Origin of the sequence: Chryseosolibacter indicum (genome assembly GCF_018598585.1) — a bacterium.
Lineage (GTDB): Bacteria > Bacteroidota > Bacteroidia > Cytophagales > Cyclobacteriaceae > Chryseosolibacter > Chryseosolibacter indicus.
Window position 1 is genome coordinate 70,722 of sequence record NZ_JAHESD010000010.1, and the last position, 13,915, is coordinate 84,636.

At 40.2% G+C, this 13,915-nt stretch carries 10 protein-coding genes; 4 read left to right on the plus strand and 6 right to left on the minus strand.

The window, feature by feature from the left end:
* Positions 1–13 precede the first annotated feature (13 nt).
* Together KK060_RS06845 and KK060_RS06850 are read right to left on the minus strand one after the other, a co-directional pair.
* Positions 14–2,077 (minus strand): OmpA family protein, encoded by a 2,064-nt coding sequence (locus KK060_RS06845; protein ID WP_254152962.1) that lies wholly within the window; start codon positions 2,075–2,077, stop codon positions 14–16.
* A 15-nt stretch (positions 2,078–2,092) separates the two neighbouring features.
* Positions 2,093–2,878, minus strand: coding sequence for an SDR family oxidoreductase (locus tag KK060_RS06850; protein ID WP_254152963.1), 786 nt, complete (start codon positions 2,876–2,878; stop codon positions 2,093–2,095).
* Positions 2,879–2,999: 121 nt separating this feature from the next.
* On the opposite strand from KK060_RS06850, the gene KK060_RS06855 reads away from it, so the two are divergent.
* The 4 genes from KK060_RS06855 (at position 3,000) to KK060_RS06870 (ending at position 6,960) form a co-directional block, all read left to right on the plus strand.
* On the plus strand, positions 3,000–3,527 hold the full coding sequence (locus tag KK060_RS06855; protein WP_254152964.1) for a 3-hydroxyanthranilate 3,4-dioxygenase: 528 nt from the start codon (positions 3,000–3,002) through the stop codon (positions 3,525–3,527).
* A complete protein-coding gene (locus tag KK060_RS25005) occupies positions 3,527–4,003 on the plus strand; it encodes a methylated-DNA--[protein]-cysteine S-methyltransferase (protein WP_302180020.1) in 477 nt (158 codons plus the stop codon). The genes KK060_RS06855 and KK060_RS25005 overlap by 1 nt, the downstream gene beginning before the upstream one ends.
* A 321-nt stretch (positions 4,004–4,324) precedes the next feature.
* Positions 4,325–5,599: a kynureninase gene (gene kynU, locus KK060_RS06865; protein ID WP_254152965.1), complete on the plus strand. Its 1,275-nt coding sequence runs from the start codon at positions 4,325–4,327 to the stop codon at positions 5,597–5,599.
* Between the two features lie 17 nt (positions 5,600–5,616).
* A complete protein-coding gene (locus tag KK060_RS06870; RefSeq protein WP_254152966.1) occupies positions 5,617–6,960 on the plus strand; it encodes an FAD-dependent oxidoreductase in 1,344 nt (447 codons plus the stop codon).
* A gap of 8 nt (positions 6,961–6,968) precedes the next feature.
* Here the strand turns inward: KK060_RS06870 and KK060_RS06875 are convergent, their stop codons facing one another.
* The 4 genes from KK060_RS06875 to KK060_RS06890 all read right to left on the minus strand — a co-directional run bounded on the left by KK060_RS06875 (position 6,969) and on the right by KK060_RS06890 (position 13,889).
* Positions 6,969–8,000: an oxygenase MpaB family protein gene (locus KK060_RS06875; RefSeq protein WP_254152967.1), complete on the minus strand. Its 1,032-nt coding sequence runs from the start codon at positions 7,998–8,000 to the stop codon at positions 6,969–6,971.
* A gap of 114 nt (positions 8,001–8,114) precedes the next feature.
* The gene (locus tag KK060_RS06880) at positions 8,115–9,554 is read right to left on the minus strand and encodes an MltF family protein (RefSeq protein ID WP_254152968.1); all 1,440 of its coding nucleotides are present in this window, start codon (positions 9,552–9,554) and stop codon (positions 8,115–8,117) included.
* A 102-nt stretch (positions 9,555–9,656) separates the two neighbouring features.
* Positions 9,657–10,487, minus strand: coding sequence for a DUF4397 domain-containing protein (locus KK060_RS06885; protein ID WP_254152969.1), 831 nt, complete (start codon positions 10,485–10,487; stop codon positions 9,657–9,659).
* 6 nt (positions 10,488–10,493) lie between these two features.
* Positions 10,494–13,889 (minus strand): TonB-dependent receptor, encoded by a 3,396-nt coding sequence (locus KK060_RS06890; protein ID WP_254152970.1) that lies wholly within the window; start codon positions 13,887–13,889, stop codon positions 10,494–10,496.
* Positions 13,890–13,915 lie beyond the last annotated feature (26 nt).

A 13,915-nucleotide genomic window follows, 5' to 3' on the forward strand; every position in this document is an offset into this window, starting at 1 on the left:
GTTAAGTAAGGTTTTACTTCCTTGTAATTTTAAACTCTACCCTTCTGTTCAGTTGTCGGTTTTCTTCCGTATCGCTGGGTGCCACCGGCCTTGAACCTCCATATCCCTGACCGGTAATTCTTTTATCATCAATTCCTTTTTTCACAAGGTACCTCTCTACCGCATCAACTCTTTGTTTTGATAATAACAAGTTAGCTCCTGTATCACCAACGCTATCAGTATGTCCTTCCAACTGAATCTCCATTGTTTTATTTTCTTTCAGAATCTCTACCAACCTATCCAACTCAAGAAATGATTCGGGTAACAGATCGGGCTTACTCTTTTCAAAGAAAACATTTTTGAGTTGTATAGATTCGCCAACCTCAATCGGAACAAGCAACAGGTCTTTCTTCAATTCACTATACTCTTCGAGATGAACCAACTCAAGATTTTCGTTTACAGATAAGTATCCTGCCGCAGCAGCAAGGTATCCATAACTTTTTCCTGAAGGCAATGCGATACTATACTCGCCGGTTTTTGGATCTGATCGCGCTTCCCCAATCTCCTTTAAAGTCTTAAGATCATCAAAGGTGATCCGTGCACTTAAAGGTAGTTGCGTTCTGGCATTTAATACCCTTCCAGTTACTAATACAACAGGATCAGGTTTTATGTCCTGCGGAATTTTAAATCGTACAATATCTGCTAAGCCATAACCCTTAACATTCGTTACCATATATCCATACTCACCAGAAGCGGGTAACGTATAATATGCATCAAACCCTACGGTATTAATTCCTAATCCCAGGTTAACTGGCTCTGACCATTGATTCCATTTATCAGAAATACGTTTTGTCATAAATATATCTGCATCTCCATAACCCGGTCTTCCGTTACTTGCAAAATATAGCGTTCGTCCATCAGCTGAAAGGAAAGGTGAATATTCGTCACCAGAGCTGTTAATAATTTTTCCTGTGTGAATAGGAGACGTCCATTTACCATTTTCCTTTTTCAGACAAACGTAGATGTCACGTTCATCTTTATCTTGTCGGTAGTAAGCATTTGATTTAAGTTTAGCTACAAAAACAATTGCTTTTCCATCAGCAGATAACGATCCTTCCAAAAACTGAGACTCATTTTTAAAATTGATGCCAAGATCTTCAGGAGCCGACCATCCATTATCAGTTCGATGCTTCAATGCGAAGCCATAACTTGTGTGAAATAACAGTGTGTTATTATCAATACTTACAGAAAGTAAATTATTAGTGCTTGGAGAATTTAGTGGTGGTCCTAAGTTTACGCTTTTAGTCCATCCATTTGCTGTAGCCTCGCTCATCCATATATCTTCTTTGTCGTTGACACCACCTACATTTTGAGGGCTATGTTTCCGACCAAAGTAAAGCACTTTACCATCAGCAGAGATTTTAGGACTTACCTCATCATAAATTGTGTTAATAGCATGCCCCATGTTCTCCTTTTCCAAGGCAGCAAGGGACTCGACAGGCTTGTTAATTTTAATATCATGAGTAAAGATGAAATCATCAATAAGCAATTTCATCTTTGTATAGCAAACAAATCCTATGTGCTTGCCAAACCAGGGAAACACGGGTGTTGTTGTTAATAGTTTTCCATTAAGATAGAAATACAACGTACCCTTCTTCTGTTCCAACTTCAGGACATTATCCTCACCTTTTGGCTTTACGAGTTTTGTCTGCTGCCAAACATCTTTCAACTTTGTGAGCGGATCGGTTGTCCATATCCTGTAATTGCCATTACTGGTAAAAGTAAAACTATTTGTTGACTGTTTTCCGTCGTATCCCCAAACGAAGCCAATACCATTGTCTTCAAGCCCATCAAGTTGCGTAAAGGTAGCCTGTATAGAAAAATCTTTTTGGGTTTCTATATAAGGCGTGAAGTAAGTCATCCATCCACCTTCAGGTGCTTCTAGGTAATATTTACCGTTGCGGATCAATAACTTATGATGCTCAGAATCCTTTTCGTACCAACCGTAGACGTTCTTATCAAAAGTTTCGTGAATAATAACCGGCTGCGCGTGGGTGTAATAGCATGCCAGAACAAGAAATAAAAAGACGTTTTTCATTTTACAACCTGCAATCTACAAACTTCCTGTTCTACCTCCGTCAACAGGTAAGTTTATACCGTTAATATACGCGGCCGCGGGAGTAGCCAGAAAAGCAACAGCAGCAGCAATTTCCTGAGCGGTAGCGATTCGTCCGGAAGGGATTTCAGCCACCATCTCTTGCTGAACTTCTTCAATAGTTTTTCCTGATTTTTGAGCACGGTCGCGGATTATCGATTCAAGTCGGGCCGTCATTGCGGCGCCAGGCAATACATTATTTACAGTAATATTATAAGCACCTAATTCTGATGACAAGGTTTTAGACCAGTTTGCAACTGCGCCCCGAATGGTATTGGATACGCCGAGGCCTTTAATTGGTATCTTTACAGAGGTTGAAATCACGTTTATTATTCTTCCAAACATTTCTTTTTTCATACCAGCTGTAAAAGCTTGTACCAATATGTGATTACACAGAAGATGTGCTGCAAAAGCTTTGGTAAACTCGTCCAAAGAAGCGTTTAAAGCCGGCCCACCAGGAGGGCCACCTGTATTATTTACAAGAATATGAACTGTGTTTGATGCCGCATAAGCAGAAACTTTCTCCTGTAATTGCTGCGGATAATTGAAGTCTGCAACCAGATAATCATGCTTCTGGCCTTTATTGGCAGGTAACCCAAGTATGGTATTTTTTAGCTTTGCTTCGTCACGGGCAATGAGGGTAATTGTAGCGCCCAGAGAAGCAAGTTCTATGGCAGATGCCTTTCCTATGCCTTGTGTACTCCCACAAACAACAGCATGCCTTCCGTTTAGGTCGAGATTCATAAAAGATGGTGTGAATTTTTTAATACCACAATAGCAAATTAAGCACAAAGCGAGAATAAAGCTTAATTTTTATTGGTAATGGAAAACCCATTATTAACTTTAACGCGTAGAGCAACAGTTTATGGCAATTCGCAGACCATTCAATCTTAAAAACTGGATAGAAGAAAACAGAGATCTTCTAAAACCACCTGTAGGAAACAAAAATCTTTATGCAGAGGCTGGCGATTACATTGTAATGATTGTAGCCGGACCAAATGCACGCAAAGACTACCACTACAACGAAACAGAAGAGCTGTATTATCAATTGGAAGGCGATATCAATGTAAAAATACAAGAAGACGGAAAAGCCGTAGATGTTCCTATTCGCGAAGGTGATATGTTTCTATTGCCAGGTAAAGTTCCTCACATGCCGATGAGGCCTGCCAATACAATCGGACTGGTAATTGAATGCAAACGCAATACTTCTGAAGAAGATGGACTGATGTGGTTTTGCGAGAACTGCAATAACAAGTTGCACGAATATAAATTCCACCTCACCAACATTGAAAAAGATTTTCTGCCAAGGTTTAAAGAGTTCTATGGATCGAAAGATTTAAGGACCTGTAAAAAATGCGGGACTGTGATGGAGGCGGATCCTAGATTTGTGTAATGATTGGCAATGCTTACTACGCATCTCCCGTTGGCGATCTATGGATTCAATCGGAGGACAATAAAATCACAACCGTTAACTTCCTTAAAAAGGAAAAGCAGGAAGAGTTAATAACACCTGTAATTGAACAATGCATGCGCGAGCTTGAGGAGTATTTCTATAGCGGAAGAAAATTTTTTACTGTTGAGCTTAAGCTTCAAGGTAGTCCTTTTCAATTAAGTGTATGGAATGAACTACTGACCATACCTTATGGTAAAACCATCTCCTACCTTGAATTGGCACTTCGTATCGGCGACATCAACAGCATACGCGCTGTAGGTCTTGCTAATGGACAAAATACAATAGCCATCATCGTTCCCTGCCATCGTGTTATTGGAAAAAAGGGAGACTTAATCGGATATGGAGGAGGTCTTGACAAAAAAGAATGGCTACTCCTGCATGAAGGCGCCTTTACCGAACAACTAAAGCTGTTTTAATAAAGCACACAAAGCTACTGTCTTCGTTCGTGTATTAACATTAAACCATAGGTTCATACCATAATCTGATAAATAAAGGAGATCAAGCCGAAAATAAAGGACTGACTCTTGGAGGAGTCTCAGGGAAGTCTCAGGCTTGTCTCAGGGAAGTCTCAGGCTTGTCTCAGGGAAGTCTCAGAGAATACAGGATTAACTCTTCAAAAAAATGCGATAATCCCTTAAATATTCCTTAGGCAGGAATAGATTGCAGCCCGTATCCCTGCCTTTAAATGCAGGTTGCATTTAAAGCTCTTATTTTACGCGTTATAACCGTCTTACACCATGGAATTCAACCATTCATTACAGTTTGCCCGAAAACTCGATAGAAACGACTCCCTTAAATCGTTCCGCAACCAATTTCATATCCCCAAGGTGAAGGGGAAAACGGCTATTTACTTTACAGGAAATTCGCTAGGGCTACAACCTAAAGCAACAAAGAAATACATAGACGAAGAGCTACAAGATTGGGCCAATTTAGGCGTTGAGGGACACGTGCATTCCAGAAGACCGTGGGTATCGTACCAAAAATTTTCGAAAACAATTCTGGCTAACATTGTAGGAGCACGACCGGCAGAAGTGGTTGCCATGAATCAGCTCACAGTAAACCTGCACCTGCTTCTTGTTTCTTTTTACAGGCCTACAAAAGAGCGATATAAAATTATAACGGAACATGGTGCTTTCTCTTCTGATCAGTATGCATTTGAATCCCAGATCCGGTTTCACAATTTAAATCCTGACGATACACTTATTGAACTTAAGCCCAGAGAAGGAGAATTTACATTAAGAACTGAAGACATCCTTCAAGCAATTAGAGATCACCGTGATGAAATAGCACTTGTAATCTTTGGAGGAGTTCAATACTATACCGGGCAGCTTTTCGATATTAAAAAGATAACAGCTGCAGGCCACGAAGCAGGAGCAATTGTAGGGTTTGACCTGGCGCATGCCGTAGGAAATGTGCCTCTTAATCTTCATCGTGATGATGTCGACTTTGCCGTGTGGTGCAGTTATAAATACCTTAATTCAGGGCCCGGTGCAATAGCCGGTTGTTATGTTCATGAAAGATTTTCACAAGCTGATCTACCTCGTTTTGCCGGATGGTGGGGCCATAATGAAAAAGAACGTTTCCTGATGCGCAAGGGATTTAAACCCATGAAAGGGGTTGATGGATGGCAGCTTTCCAACCACCCTATACTTTTAAGCGCAGCGCATCTCGCATCTCTCGAAATATTCAAGCAGGCCGGGATGAAGAACCTGGTAGAGAAGAGTGTACAACTTACAGGGTACCTGGAGTTCATCCTCAACCAAATAGACCCATCACATAAATACTTTAATATTCTAACACCCTCAAATCCTAAAGAGCGCGGATGCCAGCTTTCTATTTTTATGAAGAAAAACGGAAAGAAGGTTTTCTCTGACCTTACCAGAGCCGGCGTAATTGCTGACTGGCGCGAACCGAATGTAATTCGTGTCGCACCCGTACCACTTTATAATACATTTGAAGAGGTCTACCTTTTCGGTGAGATATTCAGGAAGGCTTTAGGTGTAAAACTTTAAAACTATAAGCATCCTACATGAATAGCAGAAATCATATAGCGGTTATAGGAGCCGGACTAATTGGCTCACTGCTCTCTATTTACCTTGCTAAGAGAGGGTACAAAGTTTCAGTTTTTGAACGCAGGGCCGATATGCGTGTTAGCAACACTGAAGCAGGTCGCTCTATTAACCTTGCATTAAGCACAAGAGGTATAAAAGCCCTGGAAGAAGTAGGCCTGGCGGATGTACTAAAGAGTGTAGCCATTCCTATGCATGGAAGAATGATGCACGACCTGCAAGGAAACCTTTCATTTTTACCTTATGGAAGAGAAGGCCAGTACATCAATTCGATCTCAAGAAGTGGCCTTAACGAAGTGTTGATGAATGAAGCCGAGAAGCACAACGTTACATTCCATTTTAACAACAAATGTTTAGCCGTTGATTTTGAACAAACCAGTTTAACACTTCACGACCTTAATAGTAAACAAAATGTAACCAAAGAATTTGATCTGATTATTGGCGCTGATGGAGCTTTTTCCGCTATTCGGTCTGCAATGCAAATCACAGATCGTTTCAATTATGCCCAGCACTATATCGAACATAGTTATAAAGAACTACATATTCCCGCAGGAGAGAACAACAAACACCTGTTAGAGAAAAATGCCTTACACATTTGGCCACGTGAAAGCTTTATGATGATTGCACTTCCTAATCCTGATGGAAGTTTTACCTGTACATTATTTCTTGCTAACCAAGGCAGCAACTCTTTCAATTCACTCACCACCAGCGAGGACATTAGCACGTTTCTTACCCGCAATTTCCCGGATGCTGTAAAACTGATACCTGGTTTAATTAACCAATATCATACAAACCCAACCTCCTCTCTGGTAATGATTAAATGCTTTCCGTGGGTAAAAAATAAAACACTTGTAATCGGTGATGCTGCTCATGCAATTGTTCCTTTCTATGGACAAGGAATGAACGCAGGCTTTGAAGATTGCCGAATACTGAATAACCTCTTATCAAAGCACAATGATAATTGGCCAATTGTTCTTGAGGAATTTCAAACAATAAGAAAACCAGATACCGACGCAATAGCTGAATTAGCTTTAAGCAATTTTATTGAGATGCGAGATCTTGTGGCAGATCCGAAGTTCCTATTAAGAAAAAAAATAGAAGCTAAACTGCATGAACTTTATCCTGACAAATGGATACCACTCTATTCAATGGTGACCTTCAATGACAGCATTCGTTACTCGGAAGCGCTTGCCATGGGACGAAAACAGCAAATGATCATGGATAAGATTCTGACAACGCCAGAAATCAATGCGACGTGGCAACAGCTAAACTTTAAAGAAATCGTTAGTCAGCTGGAGCGTTAAAACCTTAATTAAACAGCACCAAGATATTTCTCTTTAAGCATGTAGTGGTTCCGTATCATTTTCTCATAACTGGATTTATCCACGTAGTACTTGTTTACTTTTATCCTTAGTCTATTTATCAGCTTTATAAATCGATCTTTAAAAGGGGATGACTGAAGCCCTAAAAGAGTTGACAACTCGTCTCCAACAAAATATTTAATTTGTGCGTCTACCAGGTACCCGGGGATAAGGGGAAAAGATGCCTTATAATGTTTTAGTAACTCTTCGGTAAGACGAATACCTTCCTCCGACCTTTTAAAATGTCGTTGCTTGATAGCTAGCTCTAACAGAGAGGCTTCACCTACAGAAGAAGGCAATAATTCTTCATTTATGTTTAATTGATAGCCGATGTACCGCCACACAAAAAGAAAGTCTTCCAGTTCTTCCTCCCGCATTAAAAACCCGGCTTGCTGCAAGCCTAAAAGAATGATGTACGAAAACGCAAGGTTAGTACCCGCCATGTCCTCCTGATTAACCGGAAGACCCCAAGCATTATTCCATGATTTTCTACGTAAGTGATATCTAACCAAGGCATGAATTAACCTGGTCTTATTTATCTGGATTATCCCCAAGCGAGCGTCACTAAAACTACCAGGCTGCATTACAGTGATGATAAAATGCGCCGTCTCCACCAAACGCTTGCCCGGGTTGCTTCGCATCTTCTCTGTCAAATAAATCGCCTTGTTTCCCGGAGAAGCTGCATAACAATATGGCAATGATTTAGCTCCAAGCAAAGTCATGATGTCAAGTGCATACTTTTTGAAAAACTGTTGTCCGTTAAGGATACGCTTTTCATCAAACCATTGTGGTGTCGGTTTTTGCTGGAGGAGAAAATGTTTTACAGGATGGTCGGCTGTCTGACTAACCGTAGCATCATTTGTACCTAACAGATTGTACAGAATTTTTTGTTCGTTCTTTTCAAATGTAGAACTTACCAATTCATCAGCCCCAACATCGCCGGTTCTACGCATTGCATCCAGAAAAGCAAAATCTGTATTCATATAATAACCAGGCTCTAAGCAAACCCAGATTAATAACAACAGTTTAGAACAATAGTTCTTGCTTAAAAAACCATTGAAAAGATAATGCTAAAAGTCAGCAGCAGGAGTAAAAATTTAAGAGGCAATATGAAGCCTGTACTCTTCAAAACGATCTAAAACATCGCGAACGTAGTTTACGGGCTCTTCACATTTGCAATAACCTGCAGTAACAACTGGGTCGCGGTAAAACTTAGGATCTGATTTCTTCAAAAGAATATACTCTACTTGTCCATCCCAGCGTCTTGAGTCTTTACCGTGTTTCTTAGCAAGCTGCCACGCATCGACAATGTGTGAAAGTCCGGCATTATAAGACGCAAGGATAAATTTAATTCTTTCTTTCTGATCGGGTACTTTCTTCAACCAAAACCGGTCAAGGTACCTGATATATCCAACGCCAGCCCTAAGGCTCTGCCTGGGATCATCAAGATCAACGGCACCGAAGCGTTGTGCTGTAGCAGGCATCAGTTGCATCAAACCCCTTGCCCCTGCCCACGATTCACCTTGAGGCAGAAAGTGTGACTCCTGGTACACCAGCGATGCAAGCAAACGCCAATCCCACCCCAGCTTTTGCGCCCCTTCTTTGATAAGAGTATCAAAAGGAGAAAGCTTGTTACCTCCCAACGAGGAATAATCGCTTTTTAAACGAATGAGAGAAGTACGAGGACTTTTATAATAGCGATTGAAGATCACCATAAACGTAGCTTCTTTCTTCACCTTTACCATCCACTCATTCATTGCAGCCAAAAGATCAGGACTATTAATCCGCGTTGCCCAGGCAATGCGTTGTGAAACGCTTAAAGGTGTAGCAACATCTAAATTTGGATAATAGTAAGCATTAACGTTAGCAATGAGATGATCCGCTACCGTATAATCTATTTCACCAAAGGCTACTTTTCGCATCAGCGACTCGCTTTCTGCTATCGTTGTATCCTTTCTTATAATAATATCTCCTCCAATTTCCTCAGAAAGATGATGGAGACGTGTTTCATAACTCGTACCCGGAAGAACGTAAACTTCTTTACCAATTAACTCAATAGGATTTCGAATGAGCTTGGAATTGATTTCGTCAACCGGCATCTTTCGCCAGCTGTCAGGCTTTCGCTGAACAAGAACCTGGTGTGTATGAAAGTGAGGATTACCAAACGCAATAAACTTACTTCTTTCTTTTGTAACTGCAAGAGAGAAAGCAAGAATGTCACCTTCACCACGATTAAGCTGATCAATGGCGCGATCGACCCCTGTAGTTATTGTGATTTTTAAACCAACGCCAAGATGTTTGGCCAGATCATTCAAAAGCTCATACTCATAACCCATGGATTGACCTTTGTAGATAAAATAGCTAATGGAATTATTATCTACCAGAGCGTTGATATAACCACGTTTTTTAATCTGATCCAGATCGATCAAAACTTCGGGTTCAGTAGAGAATTCTTCTTTAGGGTGTGATGGTACACAGGAAGCAAGCATCCACAGGCACCAAATCAGTACGAAATTTACCGGCTTCTTAGCAAGCATAAGAAGCAATTTACTAATAGTTTGCTAAAAAATGAAACCATAAAAAAGTATGGCCCTGAAAACAGATTTCAGAGCCGTACTTTCAATAAAGAAGTTTAGCTTTTAATTGTGCTGCACAACCTTTACAGCAAATGGTTTTTTTACAATTGTTGTATTACCCGATTTAACAGCTTGACCTGTTAGATAAACGGTATAAATTTTTCCTTCCTGAAAAGTAAAATCATTGGTGACTGATACTCCTGTTCCAGAAACATTTAAAGTATAGTTACCGGAAGGGATATTAGAGAATGCAACATAGTCAACTGATGGCGTACCTGAACTTGCAGTTCGGCTATAGCCTCTTCCTGCCAGTGTAACGCTTCCTGCACTTAATGATACGTCAGGGGCGCCAGGCGCAAGATTCAAAAATCTTACTTTTGCACTACCAGTTGGGGGTACGCTTAAGTTATCTCTTACAGGTCCTAAAAATTGAGGGCCGCCAGGATTCGTCGCGTTAACGGTTGTTGGTTTAGGACGGTTTAATGTGTCAATAACAAATACGGTATAAAAACTACCATTAGCAAAAGTGAAATTATTCTGGTTAGTAGCACCTCCCCGATAAAGAATGCTTCCGCTTCCAATCGTACCACCAATAGTTCCGGTTTGAGCACTGGCTTTTACCTGTGCTTGCCCAACAGGCGTGCTTACATAGTTCGAAAAAGAAGAACCAAAATTAAGTGGAGTACCTATTTGAATATTATTGACTAGAAAAGTCAAAGCTGGTGCATCAGGAGACGCATGAATTGCAAAAATATTTGCAGTACTAGCTGATGAACCTTCAGCAGGCTTTGGTTCAGGATACTCAGTATCCTGGCAACCAATAGCTGTAAACACTATAACTGCAAGTACATTAACAATGTATAAGTTATATCTTAGTTGCATAATTTTTTTCATTACTTATTAATTAAAAATGTAACGTATACCAAATTGTAACTGCCAGCGAGAATTGAACGTTGACTGATTTAATCCAGTACTATTAACAAACGACTCTGTGAGTGGTGTACCATTGCTGTTTGTTGCAAAAGAAAATATTGGTCTTCCGGAAGCTGGACTATTCATATAAGAATTGTTCGGAAGGAGCGGATTGTTACTATTAGTATTCGCTGATGTTGCGGCAGGGTTTTCATATCCAACAAAAGTGAGTAAAGATGATCTTGCTGGAGTTTTAAATAATCCCCAATCGGAATTAAAGAGATTCAATGCATTGATTAATTCCACTGACAATTGCAACGTATTCCTTTTACCCTTTCCTGTTTCAATAAAGAAGTCCTGTAAGAATCTGAGATTAACATTGTGAACCCAAGGTGCAGATGCGCCATTCCTTTCTGCATATTCACCCCGGTGTTCGCTAAGGTACTTATCTTGTTTGATATAGTTATCTAGTTGCTCCCAAATTTGATCGGGTGTACGTGTATCTCTTGCATCTGATGTGGTTAAGAGAATTTCGTCTTTTGATCTCGGAATATAAATAAGATCATTACTCAAACCGTCGTTATTCAAATCACCTGAGTAGGTGTACGAAAAAGTATTTCCTGAATAGCCAGTATAAATTAACGATAAAGAAGACCCAAAGTACTTAGCATACTCCTTTCTATAAGATGCGCTTGCAACGATTCTATGTCGCGTTAAATTACTAGAGTATGAAAGAACAGGTTTGTTAGGGCTTTCAACAATAGGATACCCGGTAAAGATACTACTTGCCGTTGACGCTGTCTGGCTATTTACATCCTGAGCCTCAGTAAACGTATATGCCACAGATGCATATAATCCTTTAGCAAAAGTTTTCTGCAATTGGCCTGTTAATGACCATTGATATCCTTTATCGGAGTTATCTAGCAAGAGTGCTTGCGTTATATTCTGATTCACCCTTCTTCCTGGTAGTGCCGGATTTGTAGGATTAGGAGCTAATGTAGCAGGGAACAAGGGTCTTCCATCACCCTCTATAGTAGAATAAGGATTATTCAGATTGGCATCCTTAATGTATACTGCATTTATATCTTTTGTATAAATACCTTCAAGCGTTCCTACAATTCCGAACGGCAACGCTTTATCTACTGCTATGTTAGTACGCCATACTTGTGGAAATTTAAATTCCTCGACGGCAGCATTAATGGCAAACTGAGGAGCAGTTCCGCTGGAAGTAAGAGGCACGGGATTAAACGGATAACTAGCACCTGCATCCTGATTACTGGCAATAATGGAACCGAATAACAACCCATTATTTCCGACCTGATTCGAAATCCATACAAACGGTACGCGTCCTGTGAACACACCTGTTCCTCCTCTAACCTGCAAAGTCTTATCTCCTAATACATCCCAGTTCACGCCAATACGCGGCGAATACAGAGGAGAAGTTTTTGGAAGTCTGCCAACGCGAATTCTTTGTCCGTTAACAAACGTCATTTCATCGCTAACAGGGTTTTGCGGAAGATCAGTACTAAATATTGGTACATCAACTCTAAACCCTAAGGTTAGGGTTAAATTTTTGAAACCACTATATTCATCTTGCGCATAAAATCCTAACTGCGCTGCATTCCATTCTGCACCGGGTGCTGGGTTACCTTCTATAGCTGAATATTGAAGTAGGTATTGAGAAGGGGCATTGCTATTGCTCGAAGGGATAGTGGTAGGAGCCGTTACGTTATTTATAAAATTATCTATGCTACTATATAGATATACGCCATTGATCTGTTGGGTAAACACGTTATTGAATTTAAAAAACTCATTTGCTGTACCCACCGTTACTATGTGCTTATTTAAGAAAATACTGAAGTTGTCATTTACCTGAATAATAGTCTGATCTAACTTATTATTGGGTGTAAATGGATCCGGCCCAAAAGTAGTTAAGGTACTTCCATTTGGTCCAAGTATGTCTACAGTAGGGAAATTTGGAGGAGTTCCGCCTCCGCCTTGCTCACGGAAATCTCTAAAAGCTGAGTAACCAATTGTAAAAGTGTTTGAATATTTGCTACTGAAGTTACTATTAAGCTCTGCTATTATAGACTTAAGATTATTATTCTGTCTATAAAAGGACTTAGAAAACGGTATCGCATTAACACTGTTTTGTCTTCCTCCCTGAGGCGCCGATCCTATACCTCCTGAATTGCTTGGAGGAATGTCACGGTAAGAATCCAATTGATTATATCTAACCGTTAACTTATGCTTGGTATTAATGTTCCAATCTACTTTAGCCAGGAACTTAGTGCTATGTACGGTAGCATCAAAGTTTTCATAACTCCCCGGATCGAATGTCCAACCTTTTGCTGGGTCAAGTAGAAACGTCCTTAGTCTCTCCAAATTTGTTGGCGAGTTGTAGTTGGGATCATTAACGTTAGTTATAGCAGTAGCTTGATTACCTGATGTATTTACAGGAAATGTAACAGCTGGTGTTATATGTTCTTCAAGTTCTGCATTAACAAAAAAGAAAAGTTTATTTTTAAGGATAGGGCCTCCTAAACGGATACCATAGTTTTTGTAATTAAATTCGCTTGGTTCTATTTTGTTTCCTTCTATTTTCTTTCCAACAAAGTCCTGATTTCTATAAAACCCGTATACTGAGCCCGTGAATTCGTTAGTACCGCTTCTTGTTACAAGATTAACTCCCGCCCCTGTAAAAGCACCTTGGCGAACATCATAAGGCGCAATTGACACCTGCATGTCTTCAATTGCATCAACACTTATAGGTTGTGTGTTAGTTTGTCCACCAGGAGTAGCACTTAATCCAAAAACGTTATTAGAAGTAGAACCATCAATGGTCAAGTTATTATAAAGGTTACTTCTTCCTCCAAAAGAAAGATTACTACTACCTGCCCGCGGATCAAGTGCAGTAAGATCTTGGAAGTTTCTAGAAATTGTTGGCAGCGTTTCGAATTGTTCTCTTCTTACATTCGTTGCCGCTCCGGTTCTCTCAGCATTTAAAACAGGGTCTTCCTGTCCTACAATTTGTACTTCAGACAACGTTGTAGCTTCTTCACCTAGCTTAAAATCAATAGTGTAATTTTGACCTAACGAAAGATTTACATTTTCTTTCTTCTGGCTTTGAAAGCCAACAAAACTAACGGTGATATTGTAAGAACCTACGCGAACATTGGGCAAATTAAATTTACCATCTGTACGAGTAGAAGTGCCATATTCTGTTCCTGACGAAACATGAACTGCAATAATATTTGCTCCAGGCAGTGTTTCTCCCTCTTGATTTGTTACTGTACCGCTAATACTAGCGGTTGTAACCCCTTGCGCAAATGCCCCTGCCAGAGCCGTAAACACAATGGCTGTTACTAGTAGAATTCTTCTCATAAAATAGTTTAAGGTTTAGATTAAAG

Coding starts and splice junctions, on each gene's coding strand:
- KK060_RS06845 (WP_254152962.1), bottom strand. CDS start 2,077: ATGAAAAACGTCTTTTTATTTCTTGTTCTGGCATGCTATTACACCCAC.
- KK060_RS06850 (WP_254152963.1), bottom strand. CDS start 2,878: ATGAATCTCGACCTAAACGGAAGGCATGCTGTTGTTTGTGGGAGTACA.
- KK060_RS06855 (WP_254152964.1), top strand. CDS start 3,000: ATGGCAATTCGCAGACCATTCAATCTTAAAAACTGGATAGAAGAAAAC.
- KK060_RS25005 (WP_302180020.1), top strand. CDS start 3,527: ATGATTGGCAATGCTTACTACGCATCTCCCGTTGGCGATCTATGGATT.
- kynU (WP_254152965.1), top strand. CDS start 4,325: ATGGAATTCAACCATTCATTACAGTTTGCCCGAAAACTCGATAGAAAC.
- KK060_RS06870 (WP_254152966.1), top strand. CDS start 5,617: ATGAATAGCAGAAATCATATAGCGGTTATAGGAGCCGGACTAATTGGC.
- KK060_RS06875 (WP_254152967.1), bottom strand. CDS start 8,000: ATGAATACAGATTTTGCTTTTCTGGATGCAATGCGTAGAACCGGCGAT.
- KK060_RS06880 (WP_254152968.1), bottom strand. CDS start 9,554: ATGCTTGCTAAGAAGCCGGTAAATTTCGTACTGATTTGGTGCCTGTGG.
- KK060_RS06885 (WP_254152969.1), bottom strand. CDS start 10,487: ATGAAAAAAATTATGCAACTAAGATATAACTTATACATTGTTAATGTA.
- KK060_RS06890 (WP_254152970.1), bottom strand. CDS start 13,889: ATGAGAAGAATTCTACTAGTAACAGCCATTGTGTTTACGGCTCTGGCA.